The 18,115-nt window shown below is 36.7% G+C and carries 11 protein-coding genes and 1 riboswitch; of the genes, 2 read left to right on the forward strand and 9 right to left on the reverse strand.

The features are described 5' to 3' along the window. Positions 1–150: 150 nt before the first annotated feature. Complete coding sequence (locus tag NV349_RS13960; RefSeq protein WP_271910270.1) at positions 151–981, reverse strand: lipoate--protein ligase family protein; 831 nt, start codon at positions 979–981, stop codon at positions 151–153. A 212-nt stretch (positions 982–1,193) separates the two neighbouring features. On the opposite strand from NV349_RS13960, the gene NV349_RS13965 reads away from it, so the two are divergent. Together NV349_RS13965 and NV349_RS13970 are read left to right on the forward strand one after the other, a co-directional pair. Further along, positions 1,194–1,580, forward strand: coding sequence for a rhodanese-like domain-containing protein (locus NV349_RS13965; protein WP_036122960.1), 387 nt, complete (start codon positions 1,194–1,196; stop codon positions 1,578–1,580). Positions 1,581–2,153: 573 nt separating this feature from the next. After that, positions 2,154–2,230: riboswitch (glycine riboswitch) on the forward strand. Positions 2,231–2,394: 164 nt separating this feature from the next. Next, positions 2,395–3,732 carry an amino acid permease gene (locus NV349_RS13970; RefSeq protein WP_271910271.1) on the forward strand — a complete coding sequence of 446 codons (1,338 nt, stop codon included), beginning with the start codon at positions 2,395–2,397 and terminating at the stop codon, positions 3,730–3,732. Between the two features lie 33 nt (positions 3,733–3,765). On the opposite strand, the gene NV349_RS13975 is transcribed toward NV349_RS13970, so the two are convergent. The 8 genes from NV349_RS13975 to comX all read right to left on the reverse strand — a co-directional run bounded on the left by NV349_RS13975 (position 3,766) and on the right by comX (position 18,076). Next, positions 3,766–4,731, reverse strand: coding sequence for a glutaminase (locus NV349_RS13975; protein ID WP_271910273.1), 966 nt, complete (start codon positions 4,729–4,731; stop codon positions 3,766–3,768). An 84-nt stretch (positions 4,732–4,815) separates the two neighbouring features. After that, a complete protein-coding gene (locus NV349_RS13980; RefSeq protein ID WP_089934562.1) occupies positions 4,816–6,231 on the reverse strand; it encodes a M20 family metallopeptidase in 1,416 nt (471 codons plus the stop codon). Between the two features lie 17 nt (positions 6,232–6,248). Then, entirely contained in the window at positions 6,249–7,469 is a 1,221-nt protein-coding gene (locus tag NV349_RS13985; RefSeq protein WP_271910275.1) for an MFS transporter, read from the reverse strand. Positions 7,470–7,802: 333 nt separating this feature from the next. Further along, the gene (locus NV349_RS13990) at positions 7,803–9,104 is read right to left on the reverse strand and encodes a hypothetical protein (protein ID WP_036122937.1); all 1,302 of its coding nucleotides are present in this window, start codon (positions 9,102–9,104) and stop codon (positions 7,803–7,805) included. A gap of 162 nt (positions 9,105–9,266) precedes the next feature. After that, complete coding sequence (locus NV349_RS13995) at positions 9,267–12,134, reverse strand: hypothetical protein (RefSeq protein ID WP_271910277.1); 2,868 nt, start codon at positions 12,132–12,134, stop codon at positions 9,267–9,269. 180 nt (positions 12,135–12,314) lie between these two features. Further along, complete coding sequence (locus NV349_RS14000; protein WP_271910279.1) at positions 12,315–15,374, reverse strand: coiled-coil domain-containing protein; 3,060 nt, start codon at positions 15,372–15,374, stop codon at positions 12,315–12,317. Between the two features lie 216 nt (positions 15,375–15,590). Then, on the reverse strand, positions 15,591–17,945 hold the full coding sequence (locus tag NV349_RS14005; RefSeq protein WP_271910281.1) for an ATP-binding protein: 2,355 nt from the start codon (positions 17,943–17,945) through the stop codon (positions 15,591–15,593). After that, on the reverse strand, positions 17,918–18,076 hold the full coding sequence (gene comX / locus NV349_RS14010; RefSeq protein ID WP_036125665.1) for a competence pheromone ComX: 159 nt from the start codon (positions 18,074–18,076) through the stop codon (positions 17,918–17,920). Before comX ends, NV349_RS14005 begins: the two co-directional genes overlap by 28 nt. Positions 18,077–18,115: the final 39 nt, after the last annotated feature.

Below are 18,115 nucleotides of genomic sequence, written 5' to 3' on the forward strand. Positions count from 1 at the left end.
ATGTGCCGTTAAACACTACATATTGTGTACATGTCTTTAAAAAAGATACTATATATAGTTTTTTAATTCAACTCTTGCTTTTTTAAATAGAATCCGAACTACTTGTTATTACTAGGGTCGAACGTTAAAAAATTTTTTTCATACCATTTTTTACTTTTTAAAGTTCCATTCATCATTTGCATATTTTTTTTCTTCTAATGCACGAACATATTCTAACTGCTCCTCAGAAAGTGTAAATGGTTTTAATTCAATTTGCAACGATTTTGCAAACCCATCACGAAAAGCTGTTACACATTGTTCAACTGTTACTGGTTCTTTAACAAGACCGTTGATGGCAACCGCCTTTTCCGGTAACTTTCTGCGCATACGATTCTTCGCTTCTTCGCTTGAGAAATTAAATACGGATAATAGTTTCTCCTGGTCTAAATCTAATAAAATGGCGCCGTGCTGTAAAATAACACCCTTTTGACGTGTTTGAGCACTTCCCGCTATTTTTTTTCCTTCAACGACCAGCTCATACCAACTTGGCGCATCAAAGCAAACAGCACTTTTCGGACTCTTGAGGTCAGCTCTTTTCTCCTCTGTATCAGGTACACTAAAATAAGCATCCATCCCAAGATTATGGAAACCTTGCAAGATTCCCTCACTTAATACACGGTATGCCTCTGTCACAGACTCTGGCATATCCGGATAGCTTTCCGTAACGATGACACTATATGTGAGTTCATGCTCATGCAAGACAGCTCGTCCACCCGTTGGACGACGCACAAAGCCTAAGCCTTGCTCACGTACAGCGTCTAAATTAATATCTCTTTTAGCCTGTTGAAAATAACCAATCGATAGTGTCGCAGGCTCCCACTCGTAAAAACGAATCACTGGTGGAATTAACCCCTCACTATGCCAGTCAAGTAATGCTTCATCTAGTGCCATATTAAAAGAAGGACTACATTTCCCTGAATTTAGAAAATACCAAGTTGTCATATGTTCATCTCCTACAAATATAAAATGATCCCTCAGGCCCCACCTGTGGTTCAAACCTCTCAAAAATTAGCTACAGTGTAAGTTGCTAACGATGTACTTTCGTAATGATATAGCCGAATTCGCCACAACCTAGTTAATTTTATCAAACTCATTGGACTATCGCTAGCGCATCTTTTATAATAATAGAGAAGATAGAAAGGGGTAAGAAAATCTTGGACATACTTATCACAATCGGTGTCGTTTTAGTAGTCATAATTGCATATATCGGTATTAATGCACTACGACTCAAAAAAGCCGTAACCAACTTAACACAAGAGCAATTCATAGAAGGCTATCGTAAAGCCCAGCTAATCGATGTACGTGAACAAAAAGAATTTGATGCTGGTCATATTCTTGGTGCACGAAATGTTCCTTCCACAACACTACGTCAACGTTATAAAGAAATCCGCCCAGATTTACCAGTATATCTATACTGTCAAAATACAGGCCGTAGCTCACGTGCTGCACTATTTCTTAAAAAACGTGGGTACAACCAAATTTACCAACTTCAAGGTGGATTCAAAACTTGGACAGGTAAAATAAAAGCAAAAAAATATTAATGTCTACATGACAAAAGCCGTCTCAAAGAACTATGAGACGGCTTCTTTTTTAAAAAATTCAGAGTTTCTACTATATTATATCTATTGCAAATGATTAAGTACTAGCTTTTTGTTCACCAAGTCTCTAATCATGCATTGGACAGAAAAAAGGATAGCGACGAGAGTCAAAATATATAGCTCATTCTTACTAACAATTCCTGACTGTAAATGATCCGTTCTTTGAGCGAATTAATGTCACTTAGGAATCGGTTCTCCCATAGCCCCCCTTTACACGTTAGTAGTGAGCTCCCTTACAAAATCAATCACGCCAACACTATCTTTATGCAAATCCTCCACGACACTGATTCATTTTCACCTCATTTTAAATGGCACCCCATCAAATATTTTGTATGTTCAAAAATACTATTTTTCGTTAGAGATTTAGCATATTGCGTCCTATTCTGCTATTTTTCTGAAAATAGTCAGAATTTATTATTGAATAATGGGACGAGCACTGATAGGATGTATAATATCTTACAATAATAATTGATTATGAAGTTAATAAGCTATGAATGCTATGGATTAAACTATAGCAGGAGCAGTTCTGGAGAGAGCGCCATGTGCGTCGCCGAAGGGTTCACTATCTCAGGCAAAAGGACAGAGGAGTAATATCAGCTTTTATTAGCGATGTCACACGAATAGTACATCTATTTCGTGTAACATTCGTGACTAAATGGTATTTGTTATTCTGACGTTTTTCCGAGACTAGTGTCACAACTAGTCTCTTTTTGTTTTTCCAGTCATAGTTTTTTATGTATCTTTGAGGGGGATTAACGTGGAACAGCAACAATTAAAACGAGATTTAAAAAATCGCCATGTGCAGCTTATTGCCATTGGTGGAACAATTGGGACGGGTTTATTTTTAGGCTCTGGCAAAGCCATTGCCCTTGCAGGCCCTTCTATCATCCTTGCCTACTTAATTGTCGGTACCGCCTTATTTTTTGTGATGCGTGCATTAGGTGAGCTGCTATTATCCAATGCAGGCTATACATCATTTACGGATTTTGCATCCGAATACATAGGTCCTTGGGCAGGTTATGTGACAGGTTGGACATATTGGTTCTGTTGGATTATGACAGCCATGGCGGACATTATCGCGGTGGGGGTTTATACACAATATTGGTTTGATATCCCCCAATGGATGCCAGCCATTGGTTGCTTAATCTTGTTATTACTACTCAATTTATTAACCGTTAAACTTTTTGGTGAATTGGAATTTTGGTTTGCCATCATTAAAGTGATTACGATTGTGGTTCTTATCCTCATCGGACTGATTATGATTGTAACAGGCTTTCAAACTAGCTCAGGAACGGTAGCAGTGGAAAATCTTTGGGCACACGGTGGTCTATTTCCAAATGGAATGTACGGCTTTTTAATGGCTTTCCAAATGGTTGTGTTTGCTTTTGTTGGCGTGGAATTAGTGGGGGTTTCAGCAGCTGAGACAGCAGATCCTCAAAAAAATATTCCCTCTGCCATTAATAAAATTCCATTTCGTATTTTACTCTTTTATGTAGGTGCATTGTTTGTGATTTTATGCATCAATCCATGGTATGAAATGTCTGCCTCAAGCAGTCCTTTTGTACAAGTATTTACACTGGCTGGTATTCCGATTGCTGCGGGTATTATAAACTTTGTTGTACTCACTTCAGCCGCTTCAGCAGGTAACAGTGGTTTATTTTCAACAAGTCGGATGCTCTTTAATCTTGGAAAAAATAAACAAGCATCACCTACATTTGCCAAGCTCAACAAAAACAGCGTGCCAAGTAATGCACTCGTTATTTCTGCTATTGTTGTATCAGTAGGTGCATTGCTAAGTAAGCTGATGCCAGAAAATGCCTTTAGTATTGTGACGACGATTAGTGCGATTTGTTTTATTTGGGTGTGGAGCATTATCGTTATTTCTCACATTATTTATCAACGAAAAAACCGTGCCTTACATGAAGCATCGAAATTTAAAGCACCACTGACACCTTTTATCAACTATGTAATTCTAGCATTCTTTGCCTTTCTCTTACTTATAATGTTTATTTCTGAGGCTACACGTACAGCTCTACTATTAACACCAATTTGGTTTATCGCCTTATTCATTCTTTATAATATGAAAAAAAGATGACCTCAGCCTAAGTGCTGAAGTCATCTTCACGCATTAAAAAATAGTCATATCCCATTCTGTCGCTAAATGCTTTAGTAACTGCACACCAGCCACACTGTTTCCTATTGGATCGATTGCTGGACCATAAATACCGATACCACAGCCAGTAGGAAATGGGGAATTCAAGCCTGCATGACCTGGAACAGCTGTAAGAATCGCACCGGAAACACCACTTTTAGCAGGCAGGCCAATAAAGGCTGCAAACTTCCCTGAAGCATTGTACATACCGCATGTCACCATCAAGGCCTTCGCTAATTTCGCCACTTGTTTAGGAAATAGCTGTTTCTTTAACAATGGATGGTAGCCATCATTGGCAATGACTAAGCCAATCATCGCTAAATCTGATACATTGACTTCAATTGCACATTGCTTCAAATACACCTCAAGTGCCGCCTCTACTGGACAATCTAGGAAGCCTGAATCCATTAAATAGTAGGCCAATGCTCGATTACGATTGGCGGTTTGCCATTCTGATTGAAATACCTCTTCATTAATACTTAATTGCTTGCCAATGATTTGTTCTAAAAATTGTAGAATTTTTATGACCTTTTCTTGCGGTGAATGACCAGCCAGCATCGAGGACACCGTAATGGCCCCTGCGTTTATCATTGGATTAAACGGTTTCCCTGGTTGATGGCTTTCTAAGCGAATAATAGAGTTGAACGTATCCCCTGTTGGTTCCACATCTACTCTTTCTAGTACATAAGGTAAACCTCGATCCATACAGGCTAATATAAATGTGATCACTTTAGAAACACTTTGAAGTGTAAATAGTTCTGTAGTATCTCCTGCTTTGATTTCGCTGCCATTTGAACCGATTATCGCAATCGCTAATTGGTTCGGATCTTTTTTGGCTAAAGCAGGGATATAGCTAGCACATTGACCTTCTTTAGCAGCAGTGCGAAACTGCGATACCCATTGTGCCATAAGGTGATCCTGCTGATGTGGTTGTATTGACATGTTTGTGTTCTCCTTTCAAAAATGAGGCAAAAACAGAGCCTTCATAGTTCTCCTATGAAGACTCCATCCAATGTCGCTAGCCTTTTATAGCTTAGGAGGCTGTGTTCCCTCTGGAATTAATGATACATATGTTTCTCCATCAAGACGTTCCTGCCATTCCTTTTTCGCTTCCTCGATATAGGCTGGATTATTAAGCACCGCAATAGCCGTACAAGCCATGATTTTAGCCGCCTGTAGCATCCCTTTATGCGCGATTGGCATAACTCCTTGAGAGACAACCTGCCATGTATGTAGTGGTGTTCCTAATGCCATACATACCGTTGTACATTGTACAGTTGGTACATTCCAGCTGACATCTCCTACATCTGTTGAGCCACCCATAATAAATTCGGGTAGCATGCCTGGAACGTGATCAGCAATCACTTTTCCCTGTAATTGTTTGACGTCTTCTTTACGCAAGCCTATTAATGAGGCGGCTTGTACTTCAGGAGTAAACGTATTGAAAATAGCCTGTGCATACTGCTCATCCTCTATTGTATAGTGTGGCATGCCAATTTCAAGTATTTGTTGATACATCACATCATAAAGCGTTTTATTTGTAATCAGATTTGAAGCAGCACCTTCAAAATCAACTTCAACTGAAGTACCTGTCATCAATGTAGCACCCTTAGCAATATTTTCAACGCGCTGATAAATTTCCTGCACTTGCTGCTTTTTAGGTGCTCTAATCAGGTACGTTACCTCTGCATATGGTTGGACTACATTTGGTGAAGTTCCACCTGAATTCGTAATAGCGTAATGGACACGAGCTTCTGGAATGATATGCTCTCGTAAATAATTTACCCCAACATTCATAAGCTCAACAGCATCTAAAGCGCTTCTTCCAAGGTGCGGTGCGGCTGCTGCATGTGCACTTTTGCCTGTAAACTTAAAAGTTGCGGCATAGTTTGCTAGAGAGCTACAAGTCATAACCGTTGAAAATGTACCTGGATGCCAAGAGATTGCAATATCCACATCGTCAAAAAGACCAGCTTTCGCCATATAAGCTTTACCAGATCCATTTTCCTCTGCAGGACAGCCATAAAAACGGATTGTTGCTGATTGATGATTTTGCTCTAAGTAATCCTTCACTGCAACAGCAGCTGCAAATGCACCTGTTCCTAATAAATTATGACCACAGCCATGTCCGCTTCCACCATTCTCAAGAGGTTCATGTTGTGTCGCCCCACCTTTTTGACTCAAACCGGGAAGTGCATCATATTCACCTAAAAAGGCAATTACAGGCTTTCCACAACCAAAAGTCCCAACAAGCGCCGTTTCAAGTCCAGCAACGCCAACCTCTGTTTGAAAGCCCTCTTTCTCTAACGCCTCTTTCATATATTGCATGGATTTTTTCTCTTGAAAATGAAGCTCAGGCACAGCCCAAATAGCATCACTTAATGCTACACTTGCCTCTTGTTTGGCTTCAATTAACGCAGAAATTTTTTCATGAAAACTCATTTTTATCCCTCCAATTTTTATGCTTTCAACAATATTCCTTTTTGGTCATTTAGGGTGACAAGCGACACAATACAGATAAGCGCAAAGCCAATTAACATCCAAAAGGCTGCATCAAAGGAGCCATTAAAGGCATCGACCATAAATCCAATCGCCATTGGCGTGACAAAGCCCGCTAATTGCCCCCCTGTATTCGCAATCCCCATTGCCGAGCCTGTAATAGAAGAGGGTAATTTCTTCAGTACAATAACAGGTAGTAATGTAATGACAAACGCAATAAAGATAGAAACAACTGTTTGATAACCAATAAATAACGTCACTGTTTTTGCAGTAAACATTAAATACAATAAAAGACCAATAACTGCACAGGAGATGGAGCCTAACACTTTCTCCATTCCTTTTGGTAGCTTATCAATGATATATCCACTACCGTACACACCAATAATCGTTGTAATGGCAGGAATTGTTTGTGCCCAGCCAATGGACATTAGATCCAATCCGCGATTTTTTTGCAGATAAGTCGGGATCCAGGAAACCAAGCCCCAGTTCACGGCATAAATACAGAAATAAGCAATAATTAAATTCCACATCAACGGTGTTTTCAATAGTTCTTTAAAGCTCACTTTGTGTGCAGAATTTTCTGTACTAGCATCTTCTGCTTCGTTTTGTGGAAGTTTAATATATTTCCAATATAAAAAGGCAATAATAGCGCCAATAGCTCCAATAATGATAAACATCATGCGCCAGCCAATCGTCCCTAATAAATAAGCTGCTAGCAGCGGCACGATGAGTGAAACAATGCCACCAGAAGTAAGCATGATGGACATCGCTCTGCCTCTTTCCTCTTTTGGGAAGATTGTGGCAATAATTTTAGAGCTTGCTGGCTGAAATCCACCCTCGCCAATCCCAAATAAAAATCGAATCACAATCATCGCTGTTAATGACCAAGCAATCGCTGTTAGACCCGTAAAAATAGACCACATAATAACAGCCATCAATAAAATTCTTTTAGCGCCAAATTTATCTGCCAGCCAGCCACCTGGTATTTGCATAATGGCATAGCCTAAAAAGAAAGCGCTTAAAATGATACCCGTAGAAGATGCATCCAGTTGCAAATCACCCGTAATCGATACAACTGCATAGTTCATAATGTAGCGATCTAAATTACCTAAAGACCAACCTAAAAATAATAGTGCAAGGATGACATTTCTAGATTTTTTCGTTACTTCATTTGCTGTCATTCATATCCCTCCCATTGATCAGAAACATTTTCTTGATTGCAATGTTTGCTTCATTGCTCTTATTGTTCTTGATGATCTTTGCCCCCTTGCCATAACTAGTAAAATCAACACCCCTTTTATATACCGACATTTTCGTTATATATTCGTATAATAATCAAAGTTCTATGAAATGACAATATTTTTTTGAAAATTTCTAATAGATAATCGTCTTTGATTTACTAAAAAGGTGTACAATTCGTTGATGTAGCTGGGTTGCTCAAAAAATGCCTAATTCTAAAAATAGCAAAAAAAAGCCCCAAACCATTTAATGGTTTGGGACATTTTTGCAAGATTCTAAACAAGCTGATACATTTTTATTGGTCTACCACGTGTATGCTGTAACTCTTCTCCACAGATTCTCGCTAAATCTACATTACATAAATCAGCTACGATCCGTTGGGCATTTCTTTCGCTCATTTGAAGCTGTGTCGCTAAATCCTTTGTTGTGAAATGCTTCCAGTGCATTTTCTGCACGAGTGCATTTATTTTCATATACGTTTTAATACTAATATTACCCTTTTTTAGTTTTTCTAAAATATAAGGATCTTCTGCTCGATAGGAATAAGCAAGCTCTTCTACATTCCCAACCGATTCAATAATCGTGCCATCATCCTGAATCATGACAATATCAATCGCTTCATTTTCCTTTGTCTGTCTTAGTCCTCGATGTGCATGTAACTCGGCATTAAATACCGTTTGAGCAAAGCCAATGCCTGCTGTCACCTTTGCTTCCATTTCGATCGACAGCTGGTACATTTTTTCTTGTAAAAATTTTATTTGTCCTTCGATGGCTCCCCTTGTACTAAAAATAGTATACTTTCCATTTCCCTCTTCAATAAGAGAGCCATCTATCTGTTCACAAAGCTGGAGCAAATATTCCTTCGTGCGCAATTCTAAATATTGAATGCGATAACCTTGCTTCATGCGCTCTTTCAATGAATCGAAGTCCTTTATTTCAAGCATAACTGCACCAATTTGTGTTTCTTTATAGTAGGATGTTTTGATTTTTTCAGTAAAAAGCTGAACGGTATGATAAATTTCCGTTTTCGTCGGTGAAACCCAATAAGATGGAACACCCTGTTTCCTCAGCTCTTCATCAACAGAAGGATAGCAAGTAATGGCAAAATCAATCTTTCCTTCCTGCCAGAGACTATAGTGGAAATTAAATAACTCCTGCGGATCAATGGCCACATCGAATTCCTTTAAATACATGTGATTTACATTGTGCTGAATCTCCGCGAGACTCTCTGACGCCATTTGAGAAGGGGATGGGATGATATCGATACTAACATTTTCAATAAACTTTTTTTGTTGATAGGACTGCTCTAAAAATCCACGATAAATGGCAGCCTCTGAAAAAATAATATGAGCCAATTTCTCCTGAGAAACATTCGTTTGACGAGCAAGCTTATAAGGGATATAGCCAGAAAATAGCCAGAAATCCACGTCCTGATTATGTTTCTCTACTAGATGCTTTGTTTCAGTTGCTACTTCATAAACATACGGAATAAATTCCATATCCTGTTCAATTTCCCGTGCTAATGCAATAATTCTTTCAACGGATTTAACGGGACCAACAACACCTATTTTATACATCTTTCGTTCCTACCTTCTTTGTGCAACTGCAATCGTTATGTAAAAATTTTCTTTCTCTGTTGTACATAGTATAGCGGACAATTAAATGACAAGACAAATAAAAATGGCTTCCTGTATAAAGAAAAGCCCCGAAAATAGGTCGGGGCCATCTTTGAATAAAAATTATTTTTCAGTTGGATACATTTTTGTATAAAGTAATTCTAATTTTTTGGAAAGCTTACCATAGGCAGTTTGCCATGCCTTCCGAGCCGCATCATCGCCATCTGCTTTGTATAAAGCATGGACTTCTGCTACCTTTTTCAAATCATTTTCAGCCTGAGTTAGCTTCGAATAATTTTTAACAATTTTCTTATCAGTAGCACTTAATTCATCATACTTGGCACGAATTTCTTTCACTTTGTCCTCTAAACCATCCACATACTCGCCTTTTACAAGTAGAGAATTTATGGATTCAATTAACATTAAAGCATTTTCATTCGTTTGTTGCTGACCTTGTTGCTTCTCCATAATTAATTGTCTAGTCGCCGCATCAATAAGACTCACTTGTTTAGACGTTAGCTTTTCAAATGCCTTAATGACTGTGCTCGGATTACTACTAAACGATTTTTCATAGGTCTTCATAAAGGATTCTACTTTTTTCACATCAGCTATTGCAGCTTTTAAAATATCATAATTCGTAATCAGCTTTTTATCACTTGAGCTAAGGCTACTATATTGTGTAGAAAGATTTTGAATTTTTTCCATTGAAACGGTATAGAGATCATTTGAAACGATTGTTGCAATTTCATTATTTAGCTGTGTGATATTCGGTGCATTTTCATCGATAATTTGATTATTTAATAAAGCTTCATACTGTTCTTTTGCTAAATGCTGCTGATTTGCAGGTAATTTTGCATAAGCCTTTTGCACCGTTTCAATTTTTTTAGCTTGTTTCGCAGCATCTGTTTCTTCTCTAGCTGTCTGTACTTTTTTATGGAATGATTTTACACCTGAAATATCCTTCTTCGCCGCTGTTAATAAGTAATAATTCGTCACGTATTTTCTTCCACCAGAAGATAGTGCTTTATAGGATTCTGATGCTGTATCAACAGCAGATTCTAATTGTTTAAATGTAAATGTAGTAACATTTGCCAATTTCGCGATATTCGCCTTTAAAGCCTCAGCTGCTGCCTTATCAGCAGGCACTTTACCATTGTCATCAATCGAAACTTTTGGCGTATTCAGTAAAAAATCATCTGCATTATATACAAGAGACTGTTGTAATGTCGTCAGCTTATTATAAGCTTTTAACGCACTGGAATAACTTGAAGTCAATTTACTTTCCTTAACACCTGTTATGCCCATCAACTTCTGATAAGCGTCCATATCTTTTATTACTTTTTCAGCCGTTTTCAAATCCTTTTGTAGCGTGACAAGATCATCATATCCAATAATTTGTGCTGCTGACGCTTTCGTTAAGCTCTTATATTCTTTAATCATTCGATTAACATTATTGACATGACTTTGCCATGAACTAGCCGATGGATTGATTGGATAGATATCATCTCCAATATAGCTGTCTATATCATGATTTAGTGCAGCAATTTGACTTTCTTCAGCACTTTCTGCAACCGTTAAACGCTGCAAATACGTATCTGATACTAATTTTAATTGCTTATATGTTAATTTTTCATAGGCAGAACGAATGGACTTGGCAGCCGTAACTTGCTTATTCGGCGTATTGTTTGGTGATAATTTATCAAATGACTTAATAAATTGCTCAACCTTTTTAATATCCGCTTTAGCTTCCGTTAAAATAGTCTGATTTTGAATAGCGCCTCGGTAATTTTGGGATAGCTTTGCGATATCCGCTTCAATGCTAGTAACTAGCGTTTGTAGGGCATCCTTATCTGAAGGTACATATTGCGCGAGAGAATTCTCGTAGGATAGTAAATGAACAATTGCTTGATTTAGTCTTCGTACTTCTGTTATTTCCTCAAGGTCATTTGGCTCATTTAAAAGATCTTTAATGTTTGTATATAGGGTATCATTCACATCTAAGCTACGTTGTAACTGATCGAGCTTATTATATGCCTCTTCAATTTCTTGAATATATTTAGGTCTGTCTTTTTCATTAACGTCCTTTATTTTATCGACTTTTTCTTCTAATTTACTGACTAGTTCCACATCAGCAAGTGCTCTCTTTAGGACTTCATAATTGGACACATTTGCTTTAGCTGGTACTGATAAGGCTTGATATTTACTTTCTAATGCTGTTAGCTGTCCCTTAAATGATTCTAGGCTCGATAGATTGTATTGATTATCATGCACCAGTAAGGCCTTAATATCATTCATTAACGTATCCGTTGGTTCTTTAGATACAGTAATAGCGGTAGAGAAATCTGACTCCACAAACGCAGTACCTACCTGTGCTTTTACTTTGACAATAATATCTTTGATGCCCTTTTCAATGGCATCCTTTGGTATTGTATATGTGCCACCAGCGGCTCCCTCAATAATGGTAAAGGAACTATCACCAAGTTTATAAAACCATTGATAACTATATGTAATTTGGCCACTCTGTAATTTCGCGCCTGCTTTATCCGTTACAGTAACACCTGCCACTTTAACGGTTTCCCCAGGTGCAACAAAATCAGAAGCGGAATAGCCCTCCAGCGTTGGAGCTGTTATCTCAAGATCTAATTGATTAATCTTACGTGTTTCACTTTGAAACTTTTTACCATCAGTTGTAGTAGCCTCCACGAAAATTGATTTTCCAGCCGCTTCAACCGGTACTTTTAAAGTAGACGATGTAGCACCTGAAATTGGCTTATTCGTCGTATTTTTTGAACCATCTTCACCTTCAATTTTCTCTAAATAATACCATTGATAAGCATTAACTACTGTATTTTCTGGCAATTTATCAACTGTTAATGTTTCATTGACAATATTTTGTCCAGTAATGATAACCGTTTCTGCTGCATCTGCTACGGTTGGTACAATAAGTGCTACAGGAATAGCTGCTGCTGTTAAAAATAATTTCTTATTCAAATCGATTAACCTCCTCTATCCATCTAATGAATTATATCGACCATAAAGCCATAATTTCCTTTGTTCTGCAGAAAGAATTCTAAAAAGTGTATTTTCTCCTGAATTAATATTAAAACAATAATAATATTTTGACTAAATAATAAAAAATCTAGCAGCGATGCTCTGCTAGATTTCGGTTTATTATAGCGTTATCGATTCATATAGCTGTTCTAATTTCTTGGATAATTTATTATATGCCTTTTGCCATGCTTGCTCATCACCCTCAAGTAATTTTACTTCTCTCACTTTTTGTAGATCACTTTCAGCCTGTGTAAGCTTGCTATAATTTTTGACAAGTTTTTGTTGCATAGCTGTTAAGCTATTATAGTTGTCCTTTATAGCGATCAATCGATTTTCTAAGTCGGACACATAATATCCATCTACTTGCAATTCATTGATTGAATCAATGATCTTTAATACGACATCATTGGCTGTTTGCTCACTTGTTTCCATCTTAAGAATCTCTTCCAATAAACTCGTTAACTGTCCATTCATCTCGATCTCATAGCCCTCTAATAAACCAATCTGCAGCGTTGTGAGCTTTCGAAAATCTTTCATAATCGTCGATGGATTTTTTTCTAGATTCGTCTGGAATTTTTGTATAAAGGACTCTACAGCTTTGACATCACTTATTGCTTGTTTCATCTCTTGAGCATTGGTAATCAGTTTTTTCTCAGCAGAGGAAAGAGCGTTGTATTTGTTAATCATACCCTTTACTTCAGTAAGCGAAAAAATATAGCCATTTGCATCCACAAGTTCCTTATTTAAGTCGTTATAACTCCCTGTATATTCTTCGATTTTATTGCTGATTTTTACATAAAGAGGTTGAGCTAATTCTTGCTGAATGGCATTTAATTTGCTGTATGCTTTTTGAACAGTCTGTAGCTTCGAATATTGTTTAGTGGAATCTGCTACAGATAATGCCTCATTGACCTTCTTATCAAAGGATCGGACCGCTCTCACATTGGCTTCGGCAGCTTTTAAGTCTGCATAATTTATCACATATTTCTTTACGCCTTTAGGCAACTCTTTATATTTATTGACTAATTCGTCCACAGCTCTAGCATAGCTTTCGAAGTCAGATGAATCGTTAAGAGCATTTTTAATGTCATCACTGAATTTCTTACCTACAGTTGCATCGTTACTTGTCTCACCAGGAATCTCATTATTCGTAGGAATTTCATTCAAAAGAGTAGCATTATAAACATATTTTTGCTGAGATATAGTTAATTTATTATACGCTTTTAATGCAGAATGAAAGGCCGACTGTATTTTGTTAAATTTCGTTTCAGGTTTCAATAGCGCCTTATATTTTTCTATTTGGATAATGACTTTTTCAGCTGCCTTTAAATCCTTTTGCATTTGAAGCATTTCGTTTTTTGTCGCCATATCATTATAGGACTTTAAACTTTTTTGCAGTGAGATGATGGTATTAACTTTCGATTTAAGTGTTTCCCATTCATTCGCTAATCCTGCTGCCCCTTTCACCTCGGCTAGCAATTGCTCCAGCTCTTCGATTGTCGTACGTTCTGCGTTTTCAGCTTCCACTAGAAGGGGTAGCTTATATTCTACCAATCCTTGCTGACGTAAGTTCAGCTTCAAATAGGCTGACCGAATGCTTTTAGCTGTTGCTACCTTTTGTTTAGGCGTCTGTCCTTGCAATTTATCAAATAGCTTTTCAAATTTTTGTGCACTTTTTAAATCTGCTTTTGCCATTGTTAAAATGGCTTGATTTTGCACAACCGTTTTATACTCCGGTAAAAGGGCATTAATTTTAGCATCTATATCTGCTATTTTTTCCGCTAAGACATTCGTTGTTTCTGAAGCGTATTGTGGGATCGGATCCATACCGTCTCCCAATAACTCTGTAATCAGTCTATTGATTTCACCAAGCTTTGCAAGCTCCTTTTGACTATCTGGATTTTTCAGCAATAAATCTACTATTTGCTGATAAATATTACCAGCATCTAAGCTTCGTTGTAAATAATCCAGTTGATCATATTCAGCCTTTAGTTGTTGAAGCTGTTGGAGGCTACTCTTTCCATCTAATGCTTTTATTTGCGCTGCAAGACGCTCTACTTTGGCAATATCAGCTACAGCACGCTGCAATATCGAGTAGTTTGTCACCTGTGCCTTTGCTGCTGGTGTTAATTTTTGATATTGATTGTCTATCTGAGATAGAACTGACTTTATATCTTCTCTATAGATAACACGTTTTTGGGTATCCATTGTGAGCAACGTGGCAATTTGTTTTTCAATAGCTTTTATGTGATTGTCTGAAATACGGATTGGCGTTACGGCAATACCAGAAATCACTTGATCTCCCACTTTTGCAGTAACCTTCACCACAATATCCTTCATTGCTGAATCCTGTGTATCTTTAGGAATCATATAGGAAGGAGTGGAGGCATTGGGGATGATAGAATAACTACTTCCTACCTTATATAGCCATTGATAGGTAAACGAAATTTGTTTCGACTCTAACGTGATTTTTTGTGAAGTATCCGTTTCTGTTGTAACGACAGGGATTTTCACTTTAAGCGTATCTCCAGGCACGACAAAATCTCCACCTGTGAAGCCTTCAAATTCAATTGCTTCTATACTTAAATTCAGCTTCTGAATCTTTTTATTCGGACTTACATACACCAATCCATCTTCTGTTTTGGCCTCCATAAAGATCAGTTTATCAGCAGCTAAAGGTGGTATAACGAGCTCTAATTTCGTTTCATTTGCAATGGGTTTCGCCTTATTATCTTCTAGGACATACCATTGAAAATTTGTAAATACAGTCGGTTTATTTGTGTTACTTGATAAACCTTCAATTTTAGCGACTAACTTACCATTCACATAATCATTGCCTTCAGTCAAAAGAGTTCCTTTAACAACGATTTTTTTACTTTCATACATTTTCCCACGGTCATCTGTAACCTTAACAATAATGGATTTTCCTAATGCATCTGAAGGTATTAAATAGACGTTGCTAGTTTGTGAAGAAAGCAGCTCCTCTACGCCTGCTTTCACAAAATACCATTCGTACTGATAATTAGCATCTTTTGGTAAGGAGGTGATATCAGCCTTTAATTCTGTCCCTACCATACCACTTCCTTCAATAGTTACCTGCTCTGAAGCAGCATGTGCATCGATAGGCATAATAATAGCTGCTGGGGCTACTGCCATTAGTAAGAATTTTGCCTTAGTCATTCAAAATCCGCTCCTTACATTATGTATATATCACATATTATAGCAATACTTTCCACCTACTAGCAATGACACTTCAAATAATAGAATCTCTAATCAGAGCGTTTCACTAGTATAAAATGTTATGAAAAAACAAAAGCCTTCTAATCCACATTCGTAGCATCGACGAAGAGATTAAAAGGTGAAAAAAGTATGCCTATGTGCTTCTGCTTCATTTGCTTATCCACGAATCATATAAGTTGGACGGTTCAGGGTACTATACGTATAAGAGTGTGTATGATTCGTTTCACTTACGATAATTCGAATGGTCATCCCTTCTCCTACTTTGCTGTCTAAGGTGAATTTCCCATTAAAAGCCTGAACTCGCTCTTGCATACCTTGAATGCCCATAGAATCGGCAAGTAAAATATCATCTATATGACAACCCACCCCGTCATCGGTATACAATATTTCAAAGCCCTCTTCGGTACCCAATAAATAAATTTCTACTGTATGGGCATACGAATGCTTTAAAGCATTGTTTAATAATTCTTGGAACAGTCGATAAATCATTAAATTCAAACGCTCATCCTCTAAATAAAGACGGTCAATGGTATAGATCAAAACAAAATCAGCACGTTTATGGATTTTTTGTATAAGCTTCTCAAGGGCTGCATTCAAACCCAATGTATCTAAGAGTGGAGGCTTTAAATTTTCACAATAGCCCCTTAAATCATTCAATGAGGTAAGCATATGTTCATGAAGCTTCACAAGTTTTGTGGGGATCTCCTCTTTTTCCTTTGTATGCATGAGAACACCCATTTCTCTCGCAATATGAAGCTGTTCTTGTAAAATCGTATCATGAAGTTCCTGAGCAAGCTGATATTTTTCTTCCTCGAAGCGTAGCCAAAGTAATTTGTTGAGCCATGGCAGCTGTCGATTATCAGCCTCTTTCATATGCTTTAACTGATTTAGTAGCTCCTCGACCATTTTTGTATTTTCGATAAAATTATTTAAATAGAGCAGCAGCAATTCGAGCCATAACAATTCCTCATCCTTCAGATAAATCGATTTATTATGATCCACAACAAGAATGCGTTTATAATTTGCATCTTGATGAATAAAGGCGATATAGAAATGATCTGTTTTTTTAATATCCCCTAAACCTAATCGTTCGACTAGAACCTCATCAATCTGGTGCTGCGTGTATTCCTTGGATTTGTTCGTCAATGTCACTTGATGTGTTTGAAAATCATAGGTTAAAACATATACCCTTTCCATTTCAAGCTGGAGCACAACCTCCTGCACAAATTTCTCCAATAAATCCTCAATCTTTACAACTCTCCCAATACTATCGACGGTTGTATACAAACGGTGGATGTAATCCCCTTTTGTAGAAAATAAAATTTTCCGCTTACGATAATCAATCCGCTCTTTTATATAAAACAAAGCCATTAACGATAGAAAGGCGAAAAAGAAAATCTCCGTCATGCGCGTAATGGATAGATCGGTCAATAAATATAAACCGGCTAATAACCAAATTGTAAAGCCAAAGGAAAAATTAAAATAATAACGTAATCGAGAAATAAAATACTCCATATCGAAAATACGTTCAGTTAGTTGTGTGAATATGAAGCTAAATGGAATAAGCATTAAAAATAATGAACATACATCGGCAGATAATAGTTGTTTATGAAATAGGATTTCAGGTAGTGCGTAAAGAAATAAAAAAGGCAAAAATGGGATGATGATACTACTTAATAGTATTTTTAATTGTGGAGTTCTATATTTGAAATATCCTTCTATTATAATTCCAAGAATTAATAGTAATAAGAAGAAAAATAACCCCAAAATGATATATGAATTTTGAAAATGAGTTGAAGGATACAGAACACTGAAAATACTAAGTAATACACCAAAAATAGGAATGACATAAACAGTACTAATTCGCTTTATAAACAACCATTTTATATCTATGAATTCAAAATATATCTTCAAAAAGTGCATTAATATCACTAAACATAGTAACATGCTGCTACGGTTGATTATAATACCTACAATATTTAATCTACTAGAAGCTCCACTACTAACATAAGCCAATGAAACTGTTAAAATAAAAAGAATTAACAAATTAATAAGAATCGTATTTTTTTGTTTATATTTTAAATATAAAGTGATAAGCAAAGTTAGTATAAAATAACAAAAAGGGACTATTAAAACATAATAAAATTGTTGAGGTATATCAGATAACTTTATTTTTAAGTTTATAACAGTCCCATTACTTTTCATTACAGTCAATTCTCTAGCAGATCGAACTACAGGTTCATACGCTAAATCTTGAATATTGTCTATTTTTATACCATTAACTTCTAAAATTATATCCCCTGTAGTAAGTTGCTGTTTTTCAGCCCACTCTTTGTAATATGGCTCCGTTAAAATCCATTGTCCATCCGCTTTTTGTACCTTCAAACTCAAAACAGGCTCACTATATGTAACATTTAGTAAATATAGACCTAATACCAAATAAATACTTATAGTGAGCCAAAACCATTTTTTTTTATTTAAATTTAATACCAAATTGTGCTTTCTAAACATATATCTTCATCAAACGAATCCAAGATTGCCTTTTGTTCAAGTGCTGAAATACCAATAAGAGAAGCTTTTTTTTCTTTTAACAATGTTACCAACGACGGATTTTGCTCTAAATATTGAATAACGTTAATCATTAAAATCTCCTCATTTCATTAGTTTTTTTAAGATTATAG

Source organism: Lysinibacillus sp. OF-1 (genome assembly GCF_028356935.1).
Lineage (GTDB): Bacteria > Bacillota > Bacilli > Bacillales_A > Planococcaceae > Lysinibacillus > Lysinibacillus fusiformis_D.